The sequence below is a fragment of the Pseudomonas uvaldensis genome (genome assembly GCF_021271205.1).
GTDB classification, from domain to species: Bacteria; Pseudomonadota; Gammaproteobacteria; order Pseudomonadales; family Pseudomonadaceae; genus Aquipseudomonas; species Aquipseudomonas uvaldensis.
Map to the genome: position 1 here is coordinate 83,122 of NZ_JAIWKS010000001.1, position 26,750 is coordinate 109,871.

The window sequence follows — 26,750 nt, forward strand, 5'->3', positions numbered from 1 at the left end:
CGTTTCCCGCTCATATAGATGTCACCGCTCCGGTGAATTAACGATCTAACCGAAACATTAGGCAGTTAACGCAAGGGAACGCTGATGCCTCTTTTTCATCAATTCATTGAGAACAATGCCCGTCGTACGCCTGACAAGTCAGCGCTGGTCATCGACGGTGTCCACACACCGTATGATGTCCTGGAGACGCGTGCCACACAGATCGCCGCTTTGTTAATCAAGTGCGGCGTCAAATGTGGCGACCGTGTGGCCTTGTATTCCGGTATCAGCGCGGACTTGATCGCGGCTTTTCTGGCAGTATTGAAAGTCGGTGCAATCACTGCAGCGACGCACCCCACCTACAGCCGAAGCAAACTGCTTTATCAACTCAAGCACACCGATGCCCGGGTGTTATTCACCGATCGCTACGAGGATCCGGAGGCGCTGGTCTCGCAGACCAGTCTGGAGACGATCCTGGTCTTCAGCACAAAGCAAGACCTTCCGGCAGAAGCGCCCAGCCTTGGGAAAGCCCTGGATACCCTGACGCCGCAAGACCTGGAAAGAGCCCTTCCCGACATCGACGAACACCTGCCAACTTCAATCTTCTACACCTCCGGATCCACCTTCAACCCCAAAGGCGTGGTGGTGAATCACCCCATCATGATTGCGGCCGCGACCAGCGTGATCGATTACCTGGGCAATACCGCCAGTGATGTCATCCTCAGCTATTCCACCCTGGCCTCCGATTACGGCGTCTACAACATCATGATGCCGTTGTTCTTTGGCGGTACCGCGGTGATCGAAAGCCGAACAGCAAATTGTGCCGACGATGTACTCGAAGTCATCAAGCGAGAACACGTGACCGGCCTGCATGTTTTTCCACCGGTATTTTTCCTCTTGGCAAGCATGGGCGAGCATTGGCAAGGACAATTACCTTCACTTCGTTATATATCCAGCAGTGGCCAACCGCTTTACCCACGGCACATCCAACAAATAAGAGAAGCACTGCCCAATGTCGATATCTATTCCAACTACGGCCTTACCGAGTGCAAGCGAGTCAGTTATCTGCCTCCATCCGACATTGCACTGCGCCCGGGCTCGGTAGGAAAGCCACTCAAAGGCGTTCACGCCTTGATTGTTAACGAACAGGACGAGCCCATTACAGAGCCGGAAGTCGTCGGCGAACTTCTGGTGAGCAGCAACTATCTGATGCTGGAATATTGGAAGATGCCTGAAGAAACAACCAGGGCGTTCAAATACAACAGTTTCGGTCGCGACAGGTTTTACCGTACCGGCGACTTCTTCCGAAAGGATGCTCAAGGATATCTCTATTACGTGTGCCGGAAAGACGATCTGTTTGCCCGTCATCTCTGGAAAGTGAATCCTCGAGAAATCGAACAATGCCTGGCCTCCCATCCTTCGGTAGCTCAGGTCGTGGTGGTCCCCGTTGCGGACGAGGCCGCCGGCTTCGTCCCCAAGGCCTGCGTCGTACTGGAAGCCGATTGCCAGGACACAACGGAGCAGATGCTGCTGGATCACTGCCAGGCCTTGCTGGATTGGCACATGGTGCCTGCCCAGTGGGCATTCATGGATACGTTGCCGAAAACCGACTCGGGAAAGATCACGGCCAAAGGACTGATCTGATATCAGGGAGCGATAAAATGGACACCGCACAACCGATCTCCTCGTTCAGCCCGGAACAGGACTTGAAAAGCAGCTCAATGCTGCAGCTCGCCGATCACTTCCACCGTTTGGCCACTGGCGCGACCCAGGTGCCGGCGCAATCGCTGACCAGCCATATCAGGCACTCCATTGCCGATGCCGACGTAGTGGCCTATCACGACCGTCTGGTGGAGGACGCCGGCCCATTGTTCCTGCACTTCCTGGCCAGTGTCCCGTATATCCTCGAGGAGATGGCAAGAGTCGGCGTTGCCCTCTCACGACTCTCCCAGGCCCGGCAGGCCACCGAACCCCGAACCTTCGGTTTTTTCGAGATCGACGCGTTTGACGGCAGCAACGGACGCGCACTCGCCGCGCATTCACAGGGCTTGATCAGCACCTTCACCACCTCACCCAACCAGGCGAATCAACCTCACTTCGACCGACATGCCGACCCGGCGCGCTCGCTGTTCTACCCCCAGTCGTTCCTGACCCTGCACCCCAGATTGTTCGCTGAGGAGCCCTACGAACGGTTCAACGAGGGGTTCGATTACGTCTATGAAACGGCGGCCTTCCAGTTTTATACCCGCGACCGCAAAGCTCAGATCAATCACATAAAGCCCTTGCTGAAACCCGGCGCCCTGGTGTTCTTTCTTGAAAAGCTCAATCACGAGGACCTCGGGCAATACCTGGAGCGTGAGCGGGTAAAGGACAGCGGCTTCAAGACACGCTATTTCTCTGAAGAGGAAATTGACTGGAAACGTCAACAGATGCTGGAGCAAATGCAAAACGGCCAAGTGTTGATGCACGAACTCGTCGACGCGTTGTCCAGTCATTTCAAATACGTCTACCTGCTGTGGAACAGCACGAATTTTTACGAATTCGTTGCCACGGACGATGGGCCCCGACTTGAGCAGTTCCTCAGCTTATTGGGCCCGATCAACCAGCCGGAAGGGTTCTGTTTCGAGGCTCGCGCCATCGGCTATGTGAGTCGCCCGCAACCGTGCGAAGAGGAACGCGCCAATGGGTGAAAACCACACGCATAGCCTCGATGCAGCGTTCCGGCCAACGCCAGTGGAACGGGTCCGGCAACGCTTGGCAGGCTGGCACCAGCGCGCGGCCGACGCCGAGAAAAACCGAAAGTTGAGCCAAGCCACCTTTGACGAATTATTCAGCGATGGGTTGCTTGAACTGGTCTCCCCTCGTCGTAAGCCCTTGGACGCTCCCGGCTGGCCCACGTTGATGGAAGCTTCACGACTTGCCGCCACTGCATGCGCTTCGACGGCTTGGATGATCAGTCTGGTGGGCGGACATGCTGCGATTGCGGGTCGTTTGAGCCACGCCTGCCAACACAGGTTGTATCAGGATGATCGGCCACAATTGTTTGCCTCCGCATCGGTCGGTCCCCACAGCCGGCTATCGGCTGACTCGGACGGTATTCGGGTTAACGGCACCTGGCGCTTCAGTTCAGGGATCGAGCAAGGCACCTGGCTATTGCTCAACGGCCCTGTGACCGATCACAGCGGTACTCCCGGCACAGAACGGATGCTGCTGGTGGTGTCGACCCGCGACGTGGAGATATTGGACACGTGGGACACCTGCGGCATGGCTGCCACGGGTTCGCATGATGTGTTGTTGCAGAATGTCCTGGTGCCCGCCGAACAGGTGTTCCGCCTGGAAGATGTTTTCGCGCACCGGACGAACGAGTTGTCCGGCGACTATCTGTACAGCGTGCCCATCGTTCCTTTCATAACAACCTCCATTCTCGGGCCTGTGCTGGGCTGCGCCGAAGGGGCTTATGCCGCGTATGTCGAATCGCTGAGACAGCAGAAAGTGCCTGCGTCCGCCCCGGCAAAGGAACGGCTGGCTCACAGCGCCGCGCAACTGTCGGCGGCAACGACCTTGTACACGACACTGGTGACCCTGCTGCATGAATCCGGTCAGGCACGACGGTCGTTATCCATGGATGAGCTGCTGCGACTCAAGCGCGATCGCGCCTATGTGGCAAGGCTTTGCCTTCAAGCGATCCAGCGCCTGGTCGAACATGCGGGCGCCTCGTCCATGACCCGTGACAACACGCTCCATCGCCATTGGCGCGACCTGCAGGCCATGGTGGCACACCGAGACCTCCATTGGGACAGCGCCATGCAGGCCTTCGCCGACTTTGCCGTCGATACGCCGGCCTGTGCCCAGCCACTGAACACGCCGTAACACTCACCAAGGAGACAGGTATGTTTGTTCGCAATAAATCCGATATCGAAAAAACCGCTCACTTTGTCGAGTGGGGCGCCGGCACCAGCCATCGGTTGCTGACCGAAAAAGACGGCATGGGCTACACCGTGTGCCATACCGTCGTGCGCGCCGGGACAGAATCGTTGCTCCAGTATCGTAACCATCTCGAAGCGTGCTACTGCATTGCCGGTGAGGGTGAAGTCGAAGACATGGAGGGCAACGTGTACCCGATTCGCCCAGGCGACATCTACGTACTCGACCAGCATGACCGCCATTACCTGCGTGGCGGCAAAGACCAGGATCTGATCCTGGTCAGCGTCTTCAATCCGCCTCTCAAGGGCGACGAGCGACATAATCTCAATGACGCGTCCGGCTCTGCCTATTGAGCTGCAACCAGCTCCCCCGCTCCTCGACACGAGAACACCATGCGCAAGGATTACCTGGCCTTTTTCACCTCGATGTTCCTCTCCCGGCTGGCCGACCAGATACTGCTCTTCATCGTCCCGCTGATTGTGTTTCAGACCACCAACAGCGTCTCCTGGGCAGGCCTGGCTTTCTTTGTCGAATCCCTGCCGCGGTATCTGTCGTTCCCGATCTGCGGTGCCCTGTGCGACAAATTCCCACCCATCCGAATCCTGCACATCAGCCAGGTCTACCGCGCCGTGGCGTGTGTCGCGGCAGTGATTCTGTATGCGCTGTTGGGTGGTATCTACTGGATCGTGGCGCTTTCGGCGCTGTGCGGTGTACTCACGACCCAAGGCATCATGGCCCGCGAAGTGGTGATGCCCTACATATTCAAGCACTACACCTACACCAAGACCCTGTCCTATTCACAGATCGCCGACCAGACGGGGCTGGTGCTGGGCCCGTTGCTCGCCGCGCTGATGCTTGAAGTGTGGGCATGGCACTGGGTGGTGCTGGCGATTGCCGGGCTGTTTCTGCTGGCGGACCTTGCCATGCTGTATTGGCAACGCAGCAGCTCGGTCACCCTGGAAACGTTCGAACAACATCACGATCTCTGGTGGAACCCGTTGCGCATCGCTTTCGGTCATATCCGCGATTTGGCGGAATTGAAGAAGGTCATCAGCCTCGCCGTGGGCGTCAACCTGATCATAGGCGTGACCCTCGCTACATCGGCGGCCATGGTCATCGGCCAGTACGATGCCGGCAAGGATTATTACGCCGGTGTGCAAGCGGCCGGTGCCCTGACCACCATCGTTATCCTGTTCTTCCTGGCACGGGTTACGCTGCCCTTGAAGGTACTGGGAGCCCTGTCGTACACGCTCATCGCCGCAGGCGCATTCGTCACGGCATTCAGCCCCAGCGCATGGGGCTATGTGGTGGGTTTCCTGCTAGTCGTCGGCTTCGACAAGATGTTCAACGTGTACATGCGCAGCATCCGCCAACAAGTCATTCCGCCCCAGGATTTCGGCAAGACCGTTGGCGTCATCACGCTGCTCAACAACCTGTCCCAACCGCTGGCGGGATTGTTGGTCGCCGTGCTGGCCGCCCCCATTGGTACACAACATGTGATCCTGCTACTGGCCTTCGCCACCAGCCTGATCGGCATGGCCGTGGTGGTCGCGTTTAAAAAAACGACACCCGCACCAGCGGCCTACGGCGTCGATCCGGAGTGACCGACGCCGGCCCACAGCGTATCAATCGAACGCGCCGTTGAGTACCTCGTAGATAATGCCGGTGGCGATCGCTACCAGAATCAGGTCAGTGCCCGCCTGCCGCCATTCGTAACCATCGTAATGCGGCAGGCGCCCCAGCAGCCGCCCGTCCAGCTTCTTGGCAATCCCCGGAGGCAGCGGCTTGCCCCGGGCGAGGTTTTTCTGGATACCCGGCGGCAGTGCCGGACCGGGGCTCCAATAATCACGGTAACCGCCGATCACGCCGATAATGCCGCTCCGGTCAATGCTGGGGCCGTTATGCCAATCGCCGCCCCCACCGCCACCACCTTTGCCGCCCTGGTTACCCTTGTTGCCGGGGTTACCCTGGCCACCCTTGTTGCCCGGTCCGCCCTTGCCTTGTCCTTGACCCGGCCCTTGGTCGAACTGAGCGTTTCCTTTGCCGTTACCCGGATCCGCTACAACCGTCTCGGCACCCACCACCAGGGCGAAGCAGGTAACCGCTGCAATCAACGAGCGCGATTTGAGCATGATGGTTCTCACTTAAAAAGGGGATATCCCCTGCTCATATAGAGGTCAAGAGTGATATTAGTTCCATATCACACTGCGCGCCGTGGGTGCATTTCAAGTCATGCACAAAGCGGCCGACACCACGACGGCCATGGACGGGTCGGTCTGTATTATCAGTGACTTATTGTTGAGGCATGGTTGACACGTTGCCGACGTCACGGACGCCGAATGAACGCCACGCGGACTTCGTTTCGCCATTCGTCACCTGCAGAACGTGGTGTTCATGGCAGCGCCACGCCTGGCTCAGGGTTTGCACCATTGATCCCTGTAGCCTCAGGACGACGTGATCCTGACGCGGCGGCACAATTATCAATGCTTGGTCAGCCACTGGAGATGTACCGTGTCAACCCTCAACGAAATCGCAGCGAACCACGCGAGACTGGCAAAGGCAAAGGAAGAGGAGTCGATTCGGTTGAGCGAGCTTCATGGACAAATTGTGGGTGGCTTTGAAATGCCGGCCAGTGAAGCGAGACAGGACCTATCGCTGCACTTCGACTTCATAGGATTGGTCGACGTCAGGGGAAGCCACCCAGCCCTCGCTCAAGAATTATGAACGTAGTGAACGCAGTCATCTGACGAAGCAACAACGATAATCATCGCCCCACTACAGCGGACAAGTGCCGATGACGGCGTAGTCGGGGCGGGATGAGACGATCTCGACCGCCCAGCCTTCGGTAAAAGCCAAGTCGTTCTGCTCGACAAGCGCGTTGATTTCCGGGCAGAGCTTTTCGGCATCCGTTGGCGCCCCGTCGATGACAATGTTGACGGTCCGGTTCTTTGTCGAAAACTCGCAAGCCTGGGTCAAGGCATCCAGGCCATCCAGTATTTTGCAGAGCGTCGAGGCACTCTCCTCGGACTCATCCGCTGCGCTGCCATAGGCGAATGGGGCAGCCAGGGCGATCAACAGACAACATGTACCCGCGACCACTTTACCTTTCACGTTCAGGCTCCTCGGATTTTCGAGTAAGGGTGTTCGCGCATGGGCATGTCAAGGATCAGTCCCGAACAGGCTCTGCGGCAAACGCGGTATAGGGCAGCAATAACGTATCGGCAACCAGACTGAATGGCAGGTCAATCACGGCTACAGGCACCAGGGCTCGCAAGATCCCGGCGTCTTCCTCCGTTGCCGCCTTGATCAGCTCAATGTCGCTGGCGGACCCACAATAGGGATGTGGACCACAGCGCGGGTGATCGTCGAAGGTTTCGGAAAGCGTCGAACACCCTGTCAGCAGCACAACGGCCGATGCACCCAGGAAAAATTTCATGCAGTCACTCCAACACTACGGACAGGGGTCACGCAACGTTCGGCAAATTTACCCCAGCGCAACGAAACGGGCGACTCATCAGTCGCCCGTTTTCTACTCTGCCGCTTGTGTTCGAAATACTTCTTCACGCCTCAATGAAGTACCCTGCGGCTCTCCCCGATCCTGATTCTGTCGAGTGCTCTGTTCAACGCATCCAGGGCATCCAGCAAAGCTTTTGCCTCAGCTTCCCGACCGTCGCCCCAGAGGCGTTCAGCCATTTTGTTGAGTGCCAGGATAGAGCGCTCGATGTCAGCAGCCGTCACCGGTGCGCTTTCCTGGGGTTTGCTTGGCATTGACTGATCCAATTTCGATAGAGGCGCCGCAAGAGCGTGCACTACTCGGCTTTTGCGCGCTTGATATCACTGATGATTTGCTGAGAAATCGCCTGGACCTGCTTTTGGGTCATCGGCCGACAAGCCCCCCAGCGTACAGGTCAAACGCGAAGAATCTAGCATCATTCCTTTGCCACTACGAGCCGCGGATCAGGGGTCGCAACGACATGCCGGGTTGGGCGCAGAATTGGCAAAATGAGGCGTTCTGATCCTGGATAGCTTCCTTCGCGAGTAAGCTTTGTCCCCACAATGAACAGAGAAGACACGCATTCTTTTGCGAATCCCGGGTTTTACCGTACCCTGCCGTGACACCGATAAAGCACCTGAATCACACACGGCCGCTGACTGTTTTCCTTATGCGCAAAGTTCTGTACCTGCTGTTTTCACTGGCCCTGATTGCCGCCCTGACCACCTACGCACTGTGGACGGCGGATCGTCCCGCAGGCCATTACCTGTCGGACCTGCGCATCAACCTGGCAGTTGACCAGGGCACGCCCGCCGACCAAGGCAACTTGCTGGGCATCCAGCCAGAATTGTTCCCCACTGACTACCAGAACGCGGACCGCCTGCATCGTAAACTGGCTGCCTACCTGCAAGCCGCCCGCGACCAGGGCTTTCTCAGTGATAAGACTGTCGTGGTCCTGCCCGAGCACATCGGCACCTGGTTGATGATCAGCGGTGAAAAAGATGAGCTGTATCAGGCCGGTACGCTGAAGGAGGCCATGAACTGGCTAGCCGTCAGCAACCCGCTGGCGTTTATTCGCGCCTTGGTCAGCGCACGGGGCGATAATCGACTGGACGATGCGTACCTGCGCATGAAAGCCGACACAATGGCCCATGACTACCAGGCTTTGTTCGGCGGGTTGGCAAAGGAGTTTGGCGTGACCCTGGTGGCCGGGTCCATCGTATTGCCCGAACCCAGCGTCAGCGAAGGCGAACTGAAGGTGGGCCCTGGCGCGCTGTACAACAGCAGCCTGGTATTCGGCCGTGATGGCCTCCCCCTCGGGCAGCCCCAGCGTCAACAGCACCCGGTATTCGGCCAGCACGACGTACTCGGGGCCGACCGTACTGGCGCAACCCACGTCTTCGATACCCCGGCCGGACGCCTGGGCATCCTGATCGGCAGCGACAGCTGGTACCCGCTCTACTACCGCCAACTCAACGAACAGGGCGCGCAACTGATCGCCGTCCCCGCCTTCGTCCTCGGTCGAAACACCTGGAACGAACCCTGGGGCGGGTATAAGGGCCTGTCCACCCCCAGCGAGGTGAGTCTCAAGCCAGGTGAAGTGAGTGAAGGCCAGGCCTGGCATCGGCTGACACTGACGAGCCGGGCTCCCGTCAGCCAGGCCAAGGGCGGCGTCAGCGTGTTCTTGCGTGGACAGTTCTGGGATAACGGCAGCGCCGGCCAGAGTTTCATCAGCCACGACGGCCAGCACTACCCTGACGGCGAAGCCCGTGGTGCGCGCCTGCTGAACCTGTGGTTGTGACATGAAACCGCAGCCGATGCGCCTGGGCGATCTGTCCGTGGGCTTCGTCCATAGCCTGGCCGATGCGATTGCCAGCCACGGACAGGACCCCCAACCCTTGCTCGAACAATACGGCCTCGATGCCGCACGCCTGGCCGAACCCGGCGCCCGGTTGTCGATTCCACGCTACATGCGCCTGGGTCACGCAGCGATCCAACAGACCGGAGATCCGGCCCTGGGGTTGCGCATGGGGCGAATCAGCCGCCTGAGCCAGGCCGGACTGGCCGGCATCACCGCAGCCCAGGCACCGACCGTGCGCGAAGCCGCACGCTGCCTGGTTCGCTTCGAACCACTCTATGGCTCCAACTACCGAGGTCAATCGAGTTTTCACGAAGACGCCCAGGGGGCGTGGCTACGGTTCTATTCCATCAGCCCGTATAACGCCTATAACCGCTTCGTCGTGGATTCGATCATTGCCGGCTGGCTCCATCAATTATCCAGCGTAAGCGGCACCGTACTGCGAGCCGAGCGCATAGACATCGAGTTCGAGGAACCGGCCTACCCGGAAGACTACCGGACCCTGGGTGATTGCCCGATCCTGTTCGGCGCCGAACAGAATCAACTGCGCCTGGGACTGGGAAGCCTCGCCCAACGTAACCCGCAGCATTGTCCCAGCACCTGGCGGCACCTGCTGCAATTGTGTGAGCGGGAGCTGGAGCAACTCACCCGCACCCGTAGCCTGCGCGAGCGCATTATTCAGTTGCTGGGGCCATTGCTCAGCGGTGGCCGGGAGCCTGGCCTGGAGGAAGTAGCGGCACGCCTGAAACTACCGAGCTGGACGCTGCGGCGAAAACTGGCGGAAGAAGGCACGCAATTTCGCGCCATCCTGAACGACACTCGCCGCGACCTGGCGATGACCTACATTCGCGACACTGAACTGGCCTTCGGTGAAATAGCCTACTTGCTGGGGTTCGCTTCAGCCGAAGCGTTCCAACGTGCTTTCAAGCGGTGGAACGGCCAGACGCCGGGGGAGTTCCGTCGCGGTCACAGACACAAATGAGCCTCGAGCCCACCGCTGCCGCCCGCCCCTACAACTCGGTTGCGTCCTCGGCGGGTTCCAGCGGGTCCAGCTCGTATGCCTGGTATTCCAGCAGCTCTTCCTGATAATCATCCATTGCGAGTCCTTCCCCTATCGTTGAAACCGATGCCTGATGGCGCTGGTATCAGCATAAAGCTGCTTTATGAATAAAACATGAAGTAAAGACTTCATGTTTTAAACGTAGCACAGGGGCGGAAAATTAAAGACTGATCTGTGGCAAGGTATTTCCACCTCACCACACGATGCTCAGGAGGCAGGCAGTGGCTGGATGGGCGCAGTCGGGGCTGGCAGATCACTGGGCGGAGGTGGCGTAATGACTTCCTGCACCGGTTCAGCCGTCGGCTCGGTCTCCCCTGACGGTGCCGGCTCACTGGGCGCAATCGGTGCCGGCTCCGCCGGTGGCACGACCGGCTCCGAGGCGGCGGGGGCAGTTTCGGCAGGCACTGGCGCCGTTTCCTGAGTGGGCGCGACAGGTGCAGGTGCCACGGGCTCCGGCGTTTGCATGGGCGTCAGCGTGGCCGGCTCGCCCTTGGTGTCCGGAACGCCCAGTTCAGTCTTGGGTTTATCGGCGCTCTCGGTGCCCGTCTTCGCTGGGGCTGGCAGGAATGCCTCCACCAAGGCGAAGAAACGCTCATAGAACTTGGCAGCCGACACGGTTTCGCTGGCGACCTTGACCATGGAATCGTCCGACGAACCGATCGGCATCGACACCGACCCCAACACGCCCACGCCAAGGCTGGCGGAGTTGTTGATTTTCTTCAGCGCATAACGGTCCTGAAGAGCGTTGGCGAACATCGTCGAACGGTGTCCGGTGCCGCTGTCCTCGGCGCAGACCAGATTGAAGCTGATCTCCATGTGGGTATCACCGGCCTGCTGGAAACTCTTGTGGCCACTGACCAGCTTCGGATCGCTACTGGTAATGATGTAGCCCTGGCTGAGCAAGGCACGGCGGCCGGCTTCGCAGGTCGCCACATCGCTCACGGGATACGTACGGGAAAACGTCCCGGAGTCGTCGAAGTTCTCATGCTCGTAAATGGCGGCTTTCTTCGACGAGCAACCGGCTGCGACGGCCAGCATCAGTACCAGCCCGACGGTGCGCATGTGAAATGATCTGAACATTGAACATCCTGAAGAAAACGGTCCGGGGCGCGTTGTGCAGCAGAACGCATTCCGGCAACGTAGGGATTGCTGTCTCAAAGGGGTTACAAGTCTACCGGGGGATGGTTGCCGGAAAAAGACGCAAACCAGGCAGATCGATGAACATCCTGTTAATCGCAATGCCCAGAAACAAAAGACCCCGACTTTGCGGTCGGGGTCTTTTGTTCGGCAAACGTCAAACCATCAATAACGCTTGATGTCCGCCGCGCTTTCCAGTTGTTTGCGATAGGCGGCGAAGTCCTGTTGCCCGGCACGGGACGCCAGGTAGCGACGGTATTCGGCCTTCTCTTCCTCAGTCGGCGCCGCACCTTCGTTCACACCGTTCAGGCGCACTACCATCAGGCTTCCGTCTGGCAAGGTCACACTGGTGAAGGTCGGTTTGTCTTTGGACTCTGGCTTGGGCATGCGGAAAATCGCCTGCAATACCGCCGGCTCGACACCTTCCTGGCTGCGCGTCGCCGCCTCGGTGGCCTTCCAGCTCTGGCCGTCGACAGGCTTGTCCAATTCAGTCTTGCCCTCGCGCAGGCTGGCGATCAACTCTTCGGCCCGGGTCTTGGCAGCCGCACTGGCGTGCTCCTTCGTCAACTGGGCACGAATGGCCGCAGACACGCTTTCCAGCGGCAATTGCTCAGGCTTGCGGTGTTCCTTGGCGCGCAGCACCACGACAGTTTCCGGATCCAGCTCGATGGCGGTGCTGTTGGCGCCTTCGTCCAGTACTTCCGGGCTGAACGCAGCCGTGACAACGGCACGGTTGGCCGCGATGCCCTCTCCACCCTCGCGACCGAACGGAGCCGACGTATGGACGGTCAGTTTCAGGTCCTGGGCAGGTTGTGCCAGGTCGGAAGCTTCGAAAGAGGCATCTTCCAGTTGCTTGGTCGCTTCTACGAAACGCTGTTCCACTTGCTGGGTCTTCAGCTCACGGGTCAGCTTGTCCTTGAGGCTGGCAAAAGTAGGCACCTCCGGCGCCTCGACACCCAGCAGCTTGATCAGGTGGAAGCCGAAATCGGTACGCACCGGTGTCGACACCTGATCCTTGTTCAAGGCGTACAGTGCCTTTTCGAAAGCCGGATCATAGACGCCTGGACCGGCGAAGCCGAGGTCACCGCCATTGTTCGCCGAACCTGGGTCCTGGGAAAACTCCTTCGCCAGGGCTTCGAACGACTCGCCCTTGGCCAGGCGAGCCTGGACTTCCTCGATCCTGGCCTTGGCCTGGGCCTCGGAGACCTTGTCGTTTACCTCGATCAGGATATGCGCTGCCCGTCGTTGTTCGGACAGGTTGGCGATTTCTTTCTGATACGCCGCCTGCAAGTCCTCATCCTTGACGCTGACCTGATCAAAGAAAGAGGCTTTTTTCAGCTCAAGGTAATCGATCACCACCTGATCCGGCGTCATGAACTCCTTGGCGTGCTTGTCGTAATAAGCCTTGACCTCGTCATCGGTCAGTTTCACTGCCGACGCATCGCTCTTGATGGTGAGGGTGGCAAAATCACGGGTCTGTTTTTCCAGGCGAGCAAACGCCAGGACCTGAGAATCGGTGACAAAGCCACTGCCGGCCAGGCCAGCGCGCAATTGGCCGATCAGCATTTCCTGGGCCAGCATCTGGCGGAACTGCATACGGCTGTAGCCCAGCTGGCGGATCACCTGGTCGAAGCGCTCGGGGCTGAACTTGCCATCGACCTGAAACTCAGGGGTTTGCAGGATGACCTGGTCCAGCGCGGCATCAGAAAAGGCGAACTTCGCATCCTGTGCGCCCTGCAACAGCAACTTGCGATCGATCAGGCCCTTGAGCGCCGAATCACGCAGCATCTTTTCGTCCAGCAAGGAGGCGTCGAAATCCTTGCCCAGCTGTTGCATGAGCTGGCGACGTTGCATATCGACTGCCTGACTCAGCTCGTTCTGGCTGATTTTCTCGCCGTTCACCTTGGCCGCTTCGTCGCTGTTCCTGGTGGCTTGAAAAATGGCATCGAAACCGGTCAACGCCATCAGTGCGACGATGACTCCGATGATGGTCTTGGCAATCCAGCCCTGTGAATTGTCCCTGATATTCTGCAGCATGCGTCCCCCAGAAACGGTTGAACTTCAAAAATTAGGCAACCGTGGAGCGTGGGTAGAATCCGGATAGAAGAAAGGCGCATCCGAGGATGCGCCTTCTCGTAACTGGCAGAGCGGACCGGGCTCGAACCCGCGAGCCCTGGCACGACAGGCCGGCTACAACCGGCCGTACTACCGCTCCGCTGCCAAGCCAGGCATGACCCCGACCCGGATAAACTCGATGAAACCTTAGTTGACGGCGTCTTTCAGTGCTTTACCGGCCTTGAAGTTCGGCTTCTTGGCGGCCTTGATTTGCAGCGCCTCGCCAGTTTGCGGGTTGCGACCGGTACGAGCCGGACGATCAGTCACGGAGAAGGTGCCGAAACCAACCAGAACAACGGAGTCGCCAGCCTTGAGAGCGCCAGTGACGGATTCGATTACAGCGTCCAGCGCACGGCCAGCAGCAGCTTTCGGGATATCAGCGGATGCAGCGATAGCATCAATCAGTTCCGACTTGTTCACTCTAAGTCCCCTTATATCTATTTGAGATGATTCTAAGTTTTTTTTGGTGAAAGCAAAAAACGAGTGCTGAATGGCCTACAGACACTTAAGAGCCGCTTTATAACAAGGGCTCTAAAAAACTGTCAAGGAAGCCCCCCAGGCAAATGCGTATTAATGCGTGCTAATTCTTTCCTTAGAGTCAGACTCTCGCTTTTCATCCTTCGCGACGATCTCCGGAGCCACATCCGGCAAGGGCTCCGGCGCGTATTGCAGCGCAATTTGCAGGACTTCGTCAATCCATTTAACCGGTTTGATCTGAAGATCCTGCTTAATGTTGTCGGGAATTTCCTTCAGGTCGCGCACATTCTCTTCGGGAATGATCACGATCTTGATCCCGCCACGATGAGCCGCCAGCAGTTTTTCCTTCAACCCACCGATAGCCAGTACCTGACCACGCAGGGTGATTTCGCCGGTCATGGCAACATCGGCTCGAACCGGGATGCCGGTCAATGCCGAAACCAGGGCCGTGCACATGCCTACGCCGGCGCTAGGGCCGTCCTTGGGCGTGGCCCCTTCCGGCATGTGGATATGCGTGTCGCGCTTCTCATGAAAGTCGGCGGGAATACCCAGGCTGCGGGCGCGGCTGCGCACGACCGTCTGGGCCGCGGTGATCGATTCGACCATCACATCGCCCAGCGAACCGGTCTTGATCAATTGCCCCTTACCCGGTACCACGGCGGCTTCGATGGTCAGCAGCTCGCCGCCGACCTGAGTCCATGCCAGACCAGTCACCTGGCCGATCTGATCCTGCTGCTCGGCCAGGCCATAGCGGAACTTGCGCACGCCCAGGAAGTGCTCCAGCAGGTCCGAAGTGACCTTGACCGAGAAGCGTTTTTCCAGCGCATGTTCCTTGACCGCTTTACGGCAGACCTTGGCAATCTGCCGCTCCAGGCCACGCACACCTGCTTCGCGGGTGTAGTAGCGAATGATGTCGCGAATCGCTTCCTCGTCAAATTCCAGCTCGCCTTTTTTCAGGCCGTTGGCCTGGATCTGCTTGGGCGAAAGGTATTTGACGGCGATGTTGATCTTCTCGTCCTCGGTGTAACCGGGCAGACGAATCACCTCCATCCGATCCAGCAAGGCCGGTGGAATGTTCATGGAGTTGGAGGTGCACAGGAACATCACGTCCGAGAGGTCGTAGTCGACTTCCAGGTAGTGATCGTTGAAATTATGATTCTGCTCGGGATCGAGAACTTCGAGCAATGCGGAAGCTGGATCGCCTCGCATATCGCTGCCCATCTTGTCGATTTCGTCCAAAAGGAACAGTGGGTTGCGCACGCCAACCTTTGTCATCTTTTGAATCAATCTTCCTGGCATCGACCCGATGTAAGTACGGCGATGGCCACGGATTTCCGCCTCGTCACGCACGCCACCCAGCGCCATCCGGACGAACTTGCGATTGGTCGCATGGGCGATCGATTCAGCCAGAGACGTTTTACCGACACCAGGAGGCCCCACGAGGCACAACACCGGTCCACGGATTTTTTTCACGCGCTTCTGCACGGCGAGGTATTCGAGGATGCGCTCCTTGACCTCTTCCAGACCGTAATGGTCGGCATCGAGAATGTCTTCGGCACGAGCCAGGTCCAGACGAACCTTGCTCTGGGCTTTCCATGGCACCTGGACCAGCCAATCGATATAGGAACGCACCACGGTGGCCTCGGCGGACATCGGCGACATCTGCTTGAGCTTGTTGAGCTCGGCCTGAGCCTTGGCAAGCGCATCCTTCGGCAGGCCTGCGGCATCGATGCGCTTCTTCAGCTCTTCGATCTCGTTGTGGCCTTCGTCGCCGTCGCCCAGCTCTTTCTGAATGGCCTTCATTTGCTCATTCAGGTAGTACTCGCGCTGGCTGCGCTCCATCTGTTTCTTGACGCGGCCGCGGATGCGTTTTTCGACCTGCAGCAGGTCGATTTCGCCGTCGAGCAACGCCAACACGTGCTCGACACGGGCAGACAGGTCAATGATCTCGAGGATCTCCTGCTTCTGCTCGATCTTCAGCGCCATGTGCGCCGCCATGGTATCCACCAGGCGTCCAGGTTCATCGATGCTGTTAAGCGACGACAGGACCTCTGCGGGTACCTTTTTGCCCAATTGCACGTACTGCTCGAACTGAGACAGCAGACTGCGGACAAATACTTCGGATTCACGTTCGGGTACGTCGGCTTCGTCGATCAGCGATACCTCGGCCCGGCAATGACCGTTCACTTCGCTGAAGCGCTCGACCGCTCCGCGCTGCTCGCCTTCGACCAGAACCTTCACCGTGCCGTCAGGCAGCTTGAGCAGTTGCAGAACCGTTGCAATCGTACCTACGCGATAAAGTGCGTCTTCGCCGGGATCATCGTCTGCAGGATTTCTCTGAGCCAGCAGAAGGATCTGCTTGTCACCCGTCATCGCAGCCTCGAGGGCTTCGATGGACTTCTCGCGCCCCACGAACAGCGGGATAACCATGTGCGGATACACCACGACATCGCGCAATGGCAGGAGAGGCAATTCGATGGTTGTCTTCATGATTTCGCCTCTACGGCGGCACTAAGGCCGGAAACAGATGAATGTAAGCTTGAAACCAAGATGGGGGCAGCCTTGAAAAAAAACAAGCGCTAAGACACGTCTAAATCACGCTAAAAGCAAAGGGGCCCGAAGGCCCCTCCTTTATTCCGGCGACCGGACGCTCAGGCGTCCGGGGCAGCCTTGGCAGCCGGCTCACTGTTTTCGTAGATATACAGTGGCTTGGACTTGCCTTCTATAACGCTTTCATCGATCACGACTTTACTCACATCGGACTGCGAGGGAATCTCATACATCGTGTCGAGCAATACGCCTTCGAGAATCGAACGCAACCCACGAGCCCCCGTCTTACGCTCCAGGGCACGCTTGGCTACTGATTTCAGCGCGTCGGAACGGAACTCCAGGTCTACACCTTCCATTTCGAACAGCTTGGCATACTGCTTGGTCAGGGCGTTCTTCGGCTCGGTCAGGATCTGCACCAGTGCAGCCTCATCCAGTTCGTCAAGTGTCGCCAGGACCGGCAAACGACCGACGAATTCCGGGATCAGACCGAACTTGACCAGATCGTCAGGCTCGACTTCACGCAGGGATTCACCGACCTTCTTGCCCTCTTCCTTGCTGCGGACCTCGGCGTTGAAGCCGATGCCCCCGCGGGTAGAGCGATTCTGGATGACCTTTTCCAGGCCCGAGAACGCACCGCCACAGATGAACAGGATGTTACGGGTGTCGACCTGCAGGAATTCCTGCTGCGGATGCTTGCGACCACCCTGAGGTGGAACCGAAGCGACCGTGCCTTCGATCAACTTGAGCAAGGCCTGCTGCACGCCCTCGCCGGAAACATCCCGGGTGATGGACGGGTTGTCGGACTTGCGGGAAATCTTGTCGATTTCGTCGATGTAGACAATGCCCATCTGGGCCTTTTCCACATCGTAGTCGCACTTCTGCAACAACTTCTGAATAATGTTCTCGACATCCTCACCGACATAACCTGCCTCGGTCAGCGTGGTTGCGTCGGCGATGGTGAACGGAACGTTCAGCAAACGAGCCAGGGTTTCGGCAAGCAGGGTCTTACCCGAGCCTGTCGGGCCGATCAGCAGGATGTTGCTCTTGCCGAGTTCGACCTCGTCATTCTTTTTGTCACGCTGGTTCAGGCGCTTGTAGTGGTTGTATACCGCTACGGCCAGTACCTTTTTCGCACGCTCCTGACCAATTACATACTGGTCGAGGATGCCGCTGATTTCTTTAGGCGAAGGCAACTTATGCGCGCTGCTTTCGGCCTGGGCTTCCTGCACCTCCTCGCGGATGATGTCATTGCACAGGTCGACGCACTCGTCGCAAATGAAGACCGAGGGGCCGGCAATCAATTTGCGTACTTCATGCTGGCTTTTGCCACAGAAGGAGCAATAAAGCAGTTTGCCGTTGTCCTCGCCGTTGCGGGTGTCAGTCATTCGATCGATCCAAATCCGATAGGCTTGCAACACAAGATGAAGGCAATTGCGGGCTTTTTCAAGCCCGCAGGCGGCCGGTCATCCCAACCACCTGCATTTTGAGGGCCTCAGGCAGGCATTTGACGCTTGTTGATCACGGAGTCGATCAGGCCGTATTCGGCCGCACGCTCGGCGCTCATGAAGTTGTCACGCTCGGTGTCTCGCTCAATGGTTTCGAGGCTTTGACCGGTGTGATGGGCCAGCAGCGAGTTCAGGCGCGAACGAATATGGAGGATTTCCTTGGCATGGATGTCGATGTCCGACGCCTGGCCCTGGAAGCCACCCAATGGCTGGTGGATCATCATGCGCGAGTTAGGCAGGCAGTGACGCTTGCCTGCGGCGCCACCGGCGAGCAGGAAGGCGCCCATGCTGCAGGCCTGGCCGATGCAGATGGTGGAAACGTCCGGCTTGATGAATTGCATGGTGTCGTAGATCGACATGCCTGCAGTCACCGAACCGCCAGGTGAGTTGATGTAAAGATGGATATCCTTGTCCGGGTTTTCCGCTTCAAGGAACAGCAGTTGTGCCGCCACGAGATTGGCCATGTAGTCTTCAACGGGGCCGATCAGGAAAATGACGCGTTCCTTGAGCAGACGCGAGTAGATGTCATAGGCACGCTCGCCACGAGCGGACTGCTCGATAACCATCGGGACCAGGCCGCCTGCGGCCTGGATGTCAGAGCTCTGCTGATAAAAAGAATTGCGGGACATGTCTCGCAGTCACTCCCAAATAGTTATGTCTTGAATACGCATAAGCCAGCGCGAAGGCTGGCTTATGGTGTGTATTTCTTACCGCAGAACAATCAATCGGCTTGTGGAGCTTCCACCGGCTTGACCGCTTCTTCGTAAGAGACCGCTTTATCGGTCACGCTAGCTTTCTGCAGAACAGTATCCACAACTTGTTCTTCAAGCACAACCGAACGGACTTCGTTCAGTTGCTGCTCGTTCTTGTAGTACCAGGACACGACTTGCTCAGGCTCCTGATAGGCCGAGGCCATTTCCTGGATCAGTTCGCGGACGCGGGCATCATCAGGCTTGAGCTCATACTGCTTGACCACTTCAGCCACGATCAGACCCAGCACGACACGGCGCTTGGCTTGCTCTTCGAACAGCTCGGCTGGCAGTTGGTCCGGCTTGATGTTACCGCCGAACTGCTGGACAGCCTGCACGCGCAGACGGTTCACTTCGTTGTCCAGCAGGGCCTTTGGCACTTCGATCGGGTTGGAGGCCAGCAGACCGTCCATGACCTGATTCTTGATCTTGGACTTGATGGCCTGACGCAGCTCGCGCTCCATGTTCTTGCGAACTTCGGCGCGGAAGCCATCGAGACCGGCTTCCTTGATACCGAACTGGGCAAAGAACTCTTCGTTCAGCTCAGGCAGCTTCGGCTCGGAAACGCTGTTGACGGTCACGGTGAACTCGGCAGGCTTACCGGCCAGGTCCAGGTTCTGATAGTCCTCCGGGAAGGTCACGTTCAGGACGCGCTCTTCGCCGGCCTTGGCGCCGACCAGGCCATCTTCGAAACCTGGAATCATGCGACCGGAGCCCAGCACCAGCTGGGTAGCCTTGGCGGAACCACCGGCGAACACTTCACCGTCAACCTTGCCAACGAAGTCGATGTTCAGTTGATCTTCGTTCTGGGCGGCGCGATCGGCCACTTCGAAACGGGTGTTCTGCTTGCGCAGGATGTCCAGCATCTTGTCCAGGTCGGCATCCGACACCTCGGCGCTCAGGCGCTCGACGGCGATGGACTCGAAGCCGGCAACGGTGAACTCAGGGAACACTTCGAACGTGGCGACGTATTCCAGGTCCTTGCCTTTTTCAAGTACTTTAGGCTCGACGGACGGTGCGCCGGCCGGGTTCAGTTTCTGCTCGACCACAGCTTCGTAGAACGAAGACTGGATAACGTCGCCCACGGCTTCCTGACGTGCGTCAGCCTCGTAACGCTGACGGATCACGCTCATTGGCACTTTGCCTGGGCGGAAACCTGGGATTTTGGCCTTTTGGGCAGTCTGCTGCAGACGCTTGTTGACCTGGGTCTCGATGCGCTCAGCCGGCACGGTGATGCTCATGCGGCGCTCAAGAGCAGAAGTATTTTCAACAGAAACTTGCATGGATATTCCTCGTTGCACAGACGTTGGCCGGCGTTTCCGACCCCAGAATCAAGGGCATGCATTCTAGTAGGTCAAACTCAAGAAGTCACCCTACTGAAAACAGCCGGAAAATAAGCGCCGAATTCAAAGGCAGGGCACATGGACCCGCCCCTTACCGGATTGCAAAAACAGTCGATCAACCCAAGGCTCTGCATCAACGCTTCCTTATATAAGAAGCGCCATTTCCGAGCGCAGGACAGACGCCCCCACCAGGGGACAGACGGCATATCGCGCATCATCAAGAAACACAATGACGACGAAGCAACCGTGCACGCCCTCCCACAAACGGAACGGGCAATTGGCGATCAAATAAAAACCTTGAAAACAAAAACGGCGCAGCCCCTTTCAGGTACTGCGCCGTTTTCTGCTATTTAAATAGCGACTTGTTTGGTGCGGACGGAGAGACTCGAACTCTCACACCTTGCGGCGCTGGAACCTAAATCCAGTGTGTCTACCAATTCCACCACATCCGCCAAGCTTTTAAAGCAAAGGCGCCAGACCGTTAAATCTGGCGCCTTTCTAGAATATGGGGTGGACGATGGGGATCGAACCCACGACAACGGGAGTCACAATCCCGTGCTCTACCAACTGAGCTACGCCCACCATATTGCCTTACTGCGTTACTTGTGCCAAAGCTGCCTAATGGCGCACCCGGCAGGACTCGAACCTGCGACCATCCGCTTAGAAGGCGGATGCTCTATCCAGCTGAGCTACGGGCGCCTTTTTAATCTGTATTCTTTGACGATTACAAACTAAGTGCTTTCAGTTTTGCCGAATTGAAACTGCCAACTCCGCTCAACCTTCTTAACCAGTGCTAGGCTGTGCCCGACAAGTGCGACGAATCTTATAGACGACCCGAAAGGCCGTCAACTCTTTTCTAAAAAAAATTCATTTAATTAAAGGGGTTAGGGGAATTTGCAGACCAAGCGCCTTTGCCCTCACGCCCTGGCATGCGAGAATGCGCTCTCTTTTTTTCCCCTCTCGATGGTTAACCACGCGCAATGACTGCACAACTTATCGACGGCAAATCGATCGCCGCCAGCCTGCGCCAGCAGATCGCCCAACGCGTCACCGAGCGTCGCCAGCAAGGCTTGCGCACGCCTGGTCTCGCGGTGATCCTGGTCGGCAGCGATCCTGCCTCTCAGGTTTATGTCTCGCACAAGCGTAAAGACTGTGAAGAGGTCGGCTTCCTCTCCCAAGCCTACGACCTGCCTTCCGAAACCACCCAGCAAGCGTTGGCCGATCTGATCGATCGCCTTAACGATGACCCGAACATCGACGGGGTCCTGCTTCAGTTACCCCTGCCTGAACACCTCGACGCCTCCCGCCTGCTGGAGCGCATCCGCCCGGACAAGGACGTCGACGGTTTCCACCCTTATAACGTCGGTCGCCTGGCCCAGCGCATCCCGCTGCTGCGCCCCTGCACGCCCAAAGGGATCATGACACTGCTGGAAAGCACTGGCGTTGACCTTTATGGCCTCGACGCGGTGGTGGTGGGTGCATCCAACATCGTTGGTCGGCCGATGGCCATGGAGCTGCTGCTGGCAGGCTGCACGGTCACTGTGACCCACCGGTTCACCAAGGACCTGGCTGGCCATGTCGGGCGCGCCGACCTGGTGGTTGTGGCTGCCGGCAAGCCCGGGCTGGTGAAGGGCGAATGGATCAAGGAAGGCGCAATCGTCATTGACGTGGGCATCAACCGCCAGGACGACGGCAAGCTGGTGGGCGATGTGGTGTACGAGACCGCCCTGCCCCGCGCGAGCTGGATCACTCCGGTACCAGGCGGTGTGGGCCCGATGACCCGCGCCTGCCTGCTGGAGAACACGCTGTACGCCGCAGAGACGCTGCATAGCTGATACGTTCACCCGCACCGCAAGTCATGCAAGCCCTGTGGGAGCGATCCTGCTCGCTCCCACAGGTGCATTTATCCCCCTGCATTAAACTTTATTTATGCACCCGTCCCAACGGCACAGGCATGTAGCGCCGTTGTCACCCATACTCCTAAAATGCAGCGCTTTTTTTAAAACCGTTGCTCAACGGTACCTTCAATACTATCGAGTCTACTCGCGTGAAAATCCGTCTTTCGATCCTCAGCCTGTTCTTCGCTTTCTCGGGCGCTCTTATCACGCAGGATGTCAACGCACAGGAAACCATCGCGACCCCACGAGACACGTCAAAACTGCAGGTGGCCTCGGGCAGCGCGATGCTGTTGGACCTGCAGACGGATAAAGTCGTTTATTCCAGCAACCCGGACGTCGTAGTGCCGATCGCTTCGGTCACGAAACTCATGACCGGGCTGATCGTGCTGGATGCCAAGCAGAACCTGAATGAGTACATCCCGATCACCATCGCCAATACGCCGGAGATGAAAGGTGTGTTTTCCAGGGTCAAGCTCAACAGCGAGCTGTCGCGCCGCGACGTGCTGCTGATTGCCCTGATGTCTTCGGAGAACCGCGCCGCCGCCACCCTCGCCCATCATTACCCGGGCGGTTACGCGGCCTTTATCGCCGCGATGAACGCCAAGGCCAAGGCACTGGGGATGACCAGCACCCATTACGTCGAGCCTACCGGCCTGTCGATCCATAACGTGTCCACTGCCAGGGACCTGACGAAACTGCTGATCGCCGCGCGCAAGTACCCGTTGCTCAGTGAGCTGAGCACTACCAAGGAAAAGACCGTCACGTTCCGCAAACCGGTCTACAGCCTGGGCTTTCGCAATACCGATCATCTGATCCACAGGGGCAACTGGGATATTCAGCTGACCAAGACCGGCTTCACCAACCAGGCCGGACATTGCCTGGTGTTGGTAACCCGGATGGGCAATCGTCCGATGGCGCTGGTCATCCTCGACGCCTTCGGCAAATACACACATTTCGCTGATGCCAGCCGAATTCGCAGTTGGGTTGAAACCGGCAAGAGTACCCGTGCTCCGGCCGTGGCCCTGCAGTACAAGGCCGCGAAAAATCTCAAGAGCCGCCAGAGCGGCGTGGTGGAAGCCTCTCAATAAGCGCTCGTTAAATAAATCGACAGCCCCGATCATTCGGGGCTGTTTGCGTTCAGGGCTTGAGCTTGCCCAGCGGATCATAGGCCTTGGAAGATGGCGGATCCTGCTCGCGTTTCTCGTCCCGTGGGGCCTTGGCCGGCCCTATCGGGTCAACTTGCGGGTCATCGAGGTCCGGCGAATCCGGATCGAATCCCAAGTCGTCATCGGCGGACGAGTGCTCGGATGAATGGGGTCCCGTGGGTGTTTTCGACTGTGCCATACCTGCCTCCTCGAATCAGGGCCCGGACAATGGACCCTGACGATAAGAGCCTCGGGAGAGTCAGGTCGTGCCCGGCAAGTGACGAACGGGGCAGACCATCAATGCGCCGTATCCAGGGCCTTGATGGCCCGCGCCGCCGCCTGCTCCCGTCCTGCCCCGGCCAGTTCGTCGGCGGCCTTCAGCCAACGCTGCGAGTCGACGTTGGCAGGAAGCTGCGTCGGGCGCTGGAGCAATACGGCCCAGCCCCCCGCATCCTTGAAAGCCGATTCGAACCCACTGAAGCTCATCGACAGCCGCCGGTTCATGCCCGAGCGCAGCAAGACCGTCTGCTTCTGCCGGTCATAACCGGCAAGAATCGCGTATCGGGGCCCGGACCAGAAGGCGGCGCCTTCGGTGTAACGCAGCAACACCGGGTTACCCGCCCCGACCTGCGTCAGCAGCGCGTCCAGCCGGCTGTCGAGCGGATACACCACCAACCCGTATTCACGCGCCGCCGTCTGCATATTCTGCTGCAGTTTGGCTTCGCCGCCCGGCAGATGCAGTGGCTTCTCCAGCAACCCCGGCGTGATCACCGTACCTTGCAACGTCAGCAGGGCGGCCAGTGACTGCGGAGCGCCCTGGTAGAGATCTCCCCGATAGAACGGCACGCCGTTGAGCTCCACCCGTTCGGGCAGGCGCTGGATTTGCGGCGACACGCTGCCTGCGCAACCGACCAGGGCGACAAGGCAAGCAGTGGCCAATACCAGTGATCGAAAAGAGGGAATGACCGGCAACATGATGACTCTCTATTTCAGATACCCGATGTTCGGGTCGGGTTGGGGCCGTCGATCATAAAGCGCCCACCGGTCCGGGTATAGCCTGAACTGCAGTTGCGACGCCGCGATAGAACCAACTGTTGCGTGGCCGAGCGCTTCGATCGACTGCCTGCAACACTTGAACGACTAGACTGTCAATTGAACTGAGTGTGTTGCCCCGGACCGGGGCAGAGGGAGGCCCTGATGAGCCTGACGACGACTATTGTGATGCTGATATTCGGCTGGCTGAGTGTAGCGACCGCCATGCTCTGGGGGGTCCTGCGGATCACCCGCCGCCATCATCATGTGACACCGGCGCAAACGCAGAAAAACACAAAAACCACAAGGCGCCCCGCCACCGCGCACTGATTCCCCACCAAAAAAACCGCCCGGGCCTGAACCCGGGCGGCTTCTTCCTGCCTGTTATCAGGCCTCGCGACCCAACGCCTTTTGCCGGGCGCGACGGGCCATCATGTTCAGCACTTCAATCGCGGCAGAGAACGCCATGGCCGCGTAGACGTAGCCCTTGGGCACATGGGCACCGAAACCTTCAGCAATCAGCGTCATGCCGATCATGATCAGGAAGCCCAGGGCCAGCATGACCACCGTCGGGTTGTCATGGATGAACTTGGCCAGCGGCTCGGCTGCCAGCAGCATCACCAGTACCGAGACCACCACGGCAATGATCATGATCGGCAAGTGCTCGGTCATGCCCACAGCCGTGATAATGCTGTCGATGGAGAACACCAGGTCCAGCATCAGGATCTGACCGATCGCGGCGGCAAATCCGAGGGTCACGCCAGATGTGGCTGTCTTGGGATCATCCGGCGCGGGGTCCATGCTGTGATGGATCTCGGTCGTCGCCTTCCACAGCAGGAACAGACCACCGGCGATCAGGATCATGTCCTTCCAGGAGAACGCCTGGCCCAGGATCTCGATGACCGGCTCGGTCAACTGCACGATGAACGCGATGGTGCTCAGCAAGCCCAGGCGCAGGATCAACGCCATGCCGATACCGATCCGACGTGCCTTGGCACGATGTTGTTCGGGCAGCTTGTTGGTCAGGATCGAAATGAAGATCAGGTTATCGATGCCGAGCACGATTTCCATGACGACGAGGGTCGCCAGGGCGATCCAGGCGGTGGGGCTGGCGACAAGTTGTAAAAGATAATCCATGGGTCAGTCCTGACTCGATATGACGGGGTTAGAGGGTTTGGGTGGAAGGCTTGGATTCGTCGGCGTCGGGCGCCGGTTCTTTCTCGGGGCTGATCAAACCGCCCGTTGCCTCGCTCAACGCTTTCTCGGCAGCCTTGTGGGTGTCATCGATCGCTTTTTTGGCGGTTTCGACCGCTTGTTCCTTCAATTGCTCGGCCAAGTGCTGAGCGCTTTTTTCGGCCTGTTCGCAACCTGACAATGTCAGGACCGACACAGCCAGCAAGGCAGCAAGCCCCAAGTTTTTGTATGTCATGGATAAAATGCCTCTCGAAATGGACAGAGCGCGAAGATGGCTCACCAATGGCTCAGCATTCTAGGGACGCGGATACTTCAGGAAAATTCGTATTTTCAGCGGTTATACTTCGTTTTTTACGAACCGAAGTCATTCCATGCTCAATTACCGACAACTGCATTACTTCTGGGTAGTGGCCAAGACCGGCAGCATCGTGCGGGCCTGCGAGCAACTGAACCTGACCCCACAAACCATCAGCGGGCAGATCTCCCTGTTCGAGCAGACGTATAACATCAAATTGTTTCGTCGCGTCGGACGCCAACTGGAGCTGACGGAAGCCGGACGCCAGACGCTGCCCTACGCCGAACATATGTTTCAGTTGGGTGGCGAACTGGAGCTCATGCTGCGGGCCCAGCCCAATGAACAACAGACACTGTTCCGGGTCGGCGTGGCAGATGTGGTGCCCAAATCCATCGTCTATCGGTTGCTGGCGCCCACCATGGAGCTGAGCGAGCCCCTGCGCATCACCTGCCGCGAAGACAAACTCGAACGGCTGCTGGCCGACCTGGCGATCCAACGCCTGGACCTGGTGATTTCCGACAGCCCGATGCCGACTCACCTGGACATCAAGGGCTACAGTCAGAAGCTGGGAGAATGCGGTATCAGTTTCTTCGCCACCGCCGCGCTGGCCGAGCATTACGGGCAGGATTTCCCCCGCAGCCTGCATGACGCGCCGCTGCTGATTCCCGGCCCGGAAACCGTGGTGCGCAGTCGCCTGCAACGCTGGTTCGCCGAACAGCAGATCCAGCCACGCATCGTCGGCGAGTTCGACGACAGCGCATTGATGCAGGCCTTCGGTCAGTCAGGCAGCGGGATCTTCATCGGCCCGAGCGTGATTGCCGATGAGGTCAAACGCCAGTACGGCGTGCGGGAAATCGGCCAGACCGACGCGGTGAGCGAGTCGTTCTATGCCATTTCCGTGGAACGCAAAGTCAGCCATCCGGGGATTGTCGCCATTGCCGAAGGGGCGCGGCGCGAGCTGTTCAGCGCTTAGGCTCTGTTTGAAAAGTCTTGAGA

Annotated in this window: 28 protein-coding genes and 3 tRNA genes; 13 read left to right on the forward strand and 18 right to left on the reverse strand. The window is 58.3% G+C overall.

Translation table 11 applies throughout. The annotated features are described in order from the left end of the window. Positions 1-84: 84 nt before the first annotated feature. The 5 genes from LCU97_RS00390 to LCU97_RS00410 are packed head-to-tail and all read left to right on the forward strand — an operon-like array spanning position 85 to position 5,507. Positions 85-1,623 (forward strand): class I adenylate-forming enzyme family protein, encoded by a 1,539-nt coding sequence (locus tag LCU97_RS00390; protein ID WP_232775285.1) that lies wholly within the window; start codon positions 85-87, stop codon positions 1,621-1,623. Between the two features lie 17 nt (positions 1,624-1,640). Beyond that, positions 1,641-2,669 (forward strand): class I SAM-dependent methyltransferase, encoded by a 1,029-nt coding sequence (locus tag LCU97_RS00395; RefSeq protein WP_232775286.1) that lies wholly within the window; start codon positions 1,641-1,643, stop codon positions 2,667-2,669. Continuing rightward, positions 2,662-3,849, forward strand: coding sequence for an acyl-CoA dehydrogenase family protein (locus LCU97_RS00400; protein WP_232775287.1), 1,188 nt, complete (start codon positions 2,662-2,664; stop codon positions 3,847-3,849). Before LCU97_RS00395 ends, LCU97_RS00400 begins: the two co-directional genes overlap by 8 nt. A 20-nt stretch (positions 3,850-3,869) precedes the next feature. Next, entirely contained in the window at positions 3,870-4,256 is a 387-nt protein-coding gene (locus LCU97_RS00405) for an ectoine synthase (RefSeq protein ID WP_053158473.1), read from the forward strand. Between the two features lie 39 nt (positions 4,257-4,295). Continuing rightward, complete coding sequence (locus LCU97_RS00410; RefSeq protein ID WP_053158476.1) at positions 4,296-5,507, forward strand: MFS transporter; 1,212 nt, start codon at positions 4,296-4,298, stop codon at positions 5,505-5,507. Between the two features lie 21 nt (positions 5,508-5,528). Here the strand turns inward: LCU97_RS00410 and LCU97_RS00415 are convergent, their stop codons facing one another. Then, positions 5,529-6,035 carry an anti-virulence regulator CigR family protein gene (locus LCU97_RS00415; RefSeq protein ID WP_053158479.1) on the reverse strand — a complete coding sequence of 169 codons (507 nt, stop codon included), beginning with the start codon at positions 6,033-6,035 and terminating at the stop codon, positions 5,529-5,531. Between the two features lie 379 nt (positions 6,036-6,414). Between LCU97_RS00415 and LCU97_RS00420 the strand changes: the two genes are divergently transcribed. Further along, positions 6,415-6,627 carry a hypothetical protein gene (locus LCU97_RS00420; RefSeq protein WP_053158482.1) on the forward strand — a complete coding sequence of 71 codons (213 nt, stop codon included), beginning with the start codon at positions 6,415-6,417 and terminating at the stop codon, positions 6,625-6,627. A 51-nt stretch (positions 6,628-6,678) separates the two neighbouring features. Here LCU97_RS00420 and LCU97_RS00425 read toward each other — a convergent pair whose 3' ends face one another. The 3 genes from LCU97_RS00425 to LCU97_RS00435 all read right to left on the reverse strand — a co-directional run bounded on the left by LCU97_RS00425 (position 6,679) and on the right by LCU97_RS00435 (position 7,671). Further along, the gene (locus tag LCU97_RS00425) at positions 6,679-7,014 is read right to left on the reverse strand and encodes a hypothetical protein (RefSeq protein WP_232775288.1); all 336 of its coding nucleotides are present in this window, start codon (positions 7,012-7,014) and stop codon (positions 6,679-6,681) included. Positions 7,015-7,069: 55 nt separating this feature from the next. Further along, entirely contained in the window at positions 7,070-7,339 is a 270-nt protein-coding gene (locus tag LCU97_RS00430) for a YceK/YidQ family lipoprotein (RefSeq protein WP_053158487.1), read from the reverse strand. A 131-nt stretch (positions 7,340-7,470) separates the two neighbouring features. Beyond that, positions 7,471-7,671, reverse strand: coding sequence for a hypothetical protein (locus LCU97_RS00435; protein WP_053158490.1), 201 nt, complete (start codon positions 7,669-7,671; stop codon positions 7,471-7,473). Positions 7,672-8,066: 395 nt separating this feature from the next. Here LCU97_RS00435 and LCU97_RS00440 point away from each other — a divergent pair, with 395 nt between their 5' ends. Together LCU97_RS00440 and LCU97_RS00445 are read left to right on the forward strand one after the other, a co-directional pair. Then, positions 8,067-9,197 carry a carbon-nitrogen hydrolase family protein gene (locus tag LCU97_RS00440; protein WP_232775289.1) on the forward strand — a complete coding sequence of 377 codons (1,131 nt, stop codon included), beginning with the start codon at positions 8,067-8,069 and terminating at the stop codon, positions 9,195-9,197. Position 9,198: 1 nt separating this feature from the next. Further along, positions 9,199-10,236 carry an AraC family transcriptional regulator gene (locus LCU97_RS00445; RefSeq protein ID WP_232775290.1) on the forward strand — a complete coding sequence of 346 codons (1,038 nt, stop codon included), beginning with the start codon at positions 9,199-9,201 and terminating at the stop codon, positions 10,234-10,236. Between the two features lie 285 nt (positions 10,237-10,521). Here LCU97_RS00445 and LCU97_RS00450 read toward each other — a convergent pair whose 3' ends face one another. From LCU97_RS00450 to tig, 7 genes are all read right to left on the reverse strand, one after another. Further along, the gene (locus LCU97_RS00450) at positions 10,522-11,394 is read right to left on the reverse strand and encodes a DUF2242 domain-containing protein (protein ID WP_232775291.1); all 873 of its coding nucleotides are present in this window, start codon (positions 11,392-11,394) and stop codon (positions 10,522-10,524) included. Positions 11,395-11,616: 222 nt separating this feature from the next. Beyond that, positions 11,617-13,488, reverse strand: a complete 1,872-nt coding sequence (locus LCU97_RS00455) for a SurA N-terminal domain-containing protein (RefSeq protein ID WP_053158503.1) — start codon at positions 13,486-13,488, stop codon at positions 11,617-11,619. 225 nt (positions 13,489-13,713) lie between these two features. Then, entirely contained in the window at positions 13,714-13,986 is a 273-nt protein-coding gene (locus LCU97_RS00460; protein WP_053158505.1) for an HU family DNA-binding protein, read from the reverse strand. A gap of 150 nt (positions 13,987-14,136) precedes the next feature. Beyond that, the gene (gene lon / locus LCU97_RS00465) at positions 14,137-16,533 is read right to left on the reverse strand and encodes an endopeptidase La (RefSeq protein ID WP_053158508.1); all 2,397 of its coding nucleotides are present in this window, start codon (positions 16,531-16,533) and stop codon (positions 14,137-14,139) included. A gap of 161 nt (positions 16,534-16,694) precedes the next feature. After that, positions 16,695-17,978: an ATP-dependent Clp protease ATP-binding subunit ClpX gene (gene clpX, locus LCU97_RS00470; RefSeq protein WP_053158511.1), complete on the reverse strand. Its 1,284-nt coding sequence runs from the start codon at positions 17,976-17,978 to the stop codon at positions 16,695-16,697. Between the two features lie 107 nt (positions 17,979-18,085). Next, positions 18,086-18,727 (reverse strand): ATP-dependent Clp endopeptidase proteolytic subunit ClpP, encoded by a 642-nt coding sequence (clpP, locus tag LCU97_RS00475; RefSeq protein WP_003183177.1) that lies wholly within the window; start codon positions 18,725-18,727, stop codon positions 18,086-18,088. A 92-nt stretch (positions 18,728-18,819) separates the two neighbouring features. Then, positions 18,820-20,130: a trigger factor gene (gene tig, locus LCU97_RS00480; protein ID WP_232775292.1), complete on the reverse strand. Its 1,311-nt coding sequence runs from the start codon at positions 20,128-20,130 to the stop codon at positions 18,820-18,822. A 138-nt stretch (positions 20,131-20,268) separates the two neighbouring features. On the opposite strand from tig, the gene LCU97_RS00485 reads away from it, so the two are divergent. After that, entirely contained in the window at positions 20,269-20,544 is a 276-nt protein-coding gene (locus LCU97_RS00485; protein WP_232775293.1) for a hypothetical protein, read from the forward strand. A 13-nt stretch (positions 20,545-20,557) separates the two neighbouring features. Here LCU97_RS00485 and LCU97_RS00490 read toward each other — a convergent pair. From LCU97_RS00490 to LCU97_RS00500, 3 genes are all read right to left on the reverse strand, one after another. Then, positions 20,558-20,642 (reverse strand) — tRNA-Leu (locus tag LCU97_RS00490). A 54-nt stretch (positions 20,643-20,696) separates the two neighbouring features. Beyond that, positions 20,697-20,772 (reverse strand) — tRNA-His (locus LCU97_RS00495). A gap of 40 nt (positions 20,773-20,812) precedes the next feature. Continuing rightward, positions 20,813-20,889: transfer RNA gene (locus LCU97_RS00500), tRNA-Arg, on the reverse strand. A 281-nt stretch (positions 20,890-21,170) separates the two neighbouring features. Here LCU97_RS00500 and folD point away from each other — a divergent pair. Continuing rightward, on the forward strand, positions 21,171-22,025 hold the full coding sequence (gene folD / locus LCU97_RS00505) for a bifunctional methylenetetrahydrofolate dehydrogenase/methenyltetrahydrofolate cyclohydrolase FolD (RefSeq protein WP_053158517.1): 855 nt from the start codon (positions 21,171-21,173) through the stop codon (positions 22,023-22,025). 212 nt (positions 22,026-22,237) lie between these two features. Beyond that, a complete protein-coding gene (pbpG, locus tag LCU97_RS00510; protein ID WP_053158519.1) occupies positions 22,238-23,176 on the forward strand; it encodes a D-alanyl-D-alanine endopeptidase in 939 nt (312 codons plus the stop codon). A gap of 49 nt (positions 23,177-23,225) precedes the next feature. Here pbpG and LCU97_RS00515 read toward each other — a convergent pair whose 3' ends face one another. After that, positions 23,226-23,432: a DUF6021 family protein gene (locus LCU97_RS00515; protein ID WP_053158522.1), complete on the reverse strand. Its 207-nt coding sequence runs from the start codon at positions 23,430-23,432 to the stop codon at positions 23,226-23,228. Positions 23,433-23,530: 98 nt separating this feature from the next. Further along, positions 23,531-24,208 carry a peptidase C39 family protein gene (locus tag LCU97_RS00520; RefSeq protein ID WP_053158525.1) on the reverse strand — a complete coding sequence of 226 codons (678 nt, stop codon included), beginning with the start codon at positions 24,206-24,208 and terminating at the stop codon, positions 23,531-23,533. Between the two features lie 222 nt (positions 24,209-24,430). Here LCU97_RS00520 and LCU97_RS00525 point away from each other — a divergent pair, with 222 nt between their 5' ends. Continuing rightward, entirely contained in the window at positions 24,431-24,595 is a 165-nt protein-coding gene (locus LCU97_RS00525; RefSeq protein ID WP_172679670.1) for a hypothetical protein, read from the forward strand. Between the two features lie 57 nt (positions 24,596-24,652). Here the strand turns inward: LCU97_RS00525 and LCU97_RS00530 are convergent, their stop codons facing one another. Both LCU97_RS00530 and LCU97_RS00535 read right to left on the reverse strand, forming a co-directional pair. After that, positions 24,653-25,402: a TerC family protein gene (locus LCU97_RS00530; RefSeq protein ID WP_232775294.1), complete on the reverse strand. Its 750-nt coding sequence runs from the start codon at positions 25,400-25,402 to the stop codon at positions 24,653-24,655. A 28-nt stretch (positions 25,403-25,430) separates the two neighbouring features. Continuing rightward, complete coding sequence (locus LCU97_RS00535; RefSeq protein ID WP_232775295.1) at positions 25,431-25,694, reverse strand: hypothetical protein; 264 nt, start codon at positions 25,692-25,694, stop codon at positions 25,431-25,433. Between the two features lie 136 nt (positions 25,695-25,830). Here LCU97_RS00535 and nhaR point away from each other — a divergent pair, with 136 nt between their 5' ends. Next, a complete protein-coding gene (gene nhaR, locus LCU97_RS00540; protein ID WP_053158534.1) occupies positions 25,831-26,727 on the forward strand; it encodes a transcriptional activator NhaR in 897 nt (298 codons plus the stop codon). Positions 26,728-26,750 lie beyond the last annotated feature (23 nt).

Bases quoted from the DNA above. Each gene is read 5' to 3' on its own strand.
- LCU97_RS00450 (WP_232775291.1), bottom strand. From the start codon at position 11,394: ATGTTCAGATCATTTCACATGCGCACCGTCGGGCTGGTACTGATGCTG.
- lon (WP_053158508.1), bottom strand. From the start codon at position 16,533: ATGAAGACAACCATCGAATTGCCTCTCCTGCCATTGCGCGATGTCGTG.
- LCU97_RS00515 (WP_053158522.1), bottom strand. From the start codon at position 23,432: ATGGCACAGTCGAAAACACCCACGGGACCCCATTCATCCGAGCACTCG.
- LCU97_RS00395 (WP_232775286.1), top strand. From the start codon at position 1,641: ATGGACACCGCACAACCGATCTCCTCGTTCAGCCCGGAACAGGACTTG.
- LCU97_RS00535 (WP_232775295.1), bottom strand. From the start codon at position 25,694: ATGACATACAAAAACTTGGGGCTTGCTGCCTTGCTGGCTGTGTCGGTC.
- LCU97_RS00430 (WP_053158487.1), bottom strand. From the start codon at position 7,339: ATGAAATTTTTCCTGGGTGCATCGGCCGTTGTGCTGCTGACAGGGTGT.
- tig (WP_232775292.1), bottom strand. From the start codon at position 20,130: ATGCAAGTTTCTGTTGAAAATACTTCTGCTCTTGAGCGCCGCATGAGC.
- LCU97_RS00410 (WP_053158476.1), top strand. From the start codon at position 4,296: ATGCGCAAGGATTACCTGGCCTTTTTCACCTCGATGTTCCTCTCCCGG.
- LCU97_RS00440 (WP_232775289.1), top strand. From the start codon at position 8,067: ATGCGCAAAGTTCTGTACCTGCTGTTTTCACTGGCCCTGATTGCCGCC.
- LCU97_RS00390 (WP_232775285.1), top strand. From the start codon at position 85: ATGCCTCTTTTTCATCAATTCATTGAGAACAATGCCCGTCGTACGCCT.
- LCU97_RS00455 (WP_053158503.1), bottom strand. From the start codon at position 13,488: ATGCTGCAGAATATCAGGGACAATTCACAGGGCTGGATTGCCAAGACC.
- nhaR (WP_053158534.1), top strand. From the start codon at position 25,831: ATGCTCAATTACCGACAACTGCATTACTTCTGGGTAGTGGCCAAGACC.
- LCU97_RS00525 (WP_172679670.1), top strand. From the start codon at position 24,431: ATGAGCCTGACGACGACTATTGTGATGCTGATATTCGGCTGGCTGAGT.
- LCU97_RS00530 (WP_232775294.1), bottom strand. From the start codon at position 25,402: ATGGATTATCTTTTACAACTTGTCGCCAGCCCCACCGCCTGGATCGCC.
- folD (WP_053158517.1), top strand. From the start codon at position 21,171: ATGACTGCACAACTTATCGACGGCAAATCGATCGCCGCCAGCCTGCGC.
- LCU97_RS00520 (WP_053158525.1), bottom strand. From the start codon at position 24,208: ATGTTGCCGGTCATTCCCTCTTTTCGATCACTGGTATTGGCCACTGCT.
- LCU97_RS00405 (WP_053158473.1), top strand. From the start codon at position 3,870: ATGTTTGTTCGCAATAAATCCGATATCGAAAAAACCGCTCACTTTGTC.
- LCU97_RS00445 (WP_232775290.1), top strand. From the start codon at position 9,199: ATGAAACCGCAGCCGATGCGCCTGGGCGATCTGTCCGTGGGCTTCGTC.
- LCU97_RS00400 (WP_232775287.1), top strand. From the start codon at position 2,662: ATGGGTGAAAACCACACGCATAGCCTCGATGCAGCGTTCCGGCCAACG.
- clpX (WP_053158511.1), bottom strand. From the start codon at position 17,978: ATGACTGACACCCGCAACGGCGAGGACAACGGCAAACTGCTTTATTGC.
- LCU97_RS00435 (WP_053158490.1), bottom strand. From the start codon at position 7,671: ATGCCAAGCAAACCCCAGGAAAGCGCACCGGTGACGGCTGCTGACATC.
- LCU97_RS00485 (WP_232775293.1), top strand. From the start codon at position 20,269: ATGGACCCGCCCCTTACCGGATTGCAAAAACAGTCGATCAACCCAAGG.
- LCU97_RS00415 (WP_053158479.1), bottom strand. From the start codon at position 6,035: ATGCTCAAATCGCGCTCGTTGATTGCAGCGGTTACCTGCTTCGCCCTG.
- clpP (WP_003183177.1), bottom strand. From the start codon at position 18,727: ATGTCCCGCAATTCTTTTTATCAGCAGAGCTCTGACATCCAGGCCGCA.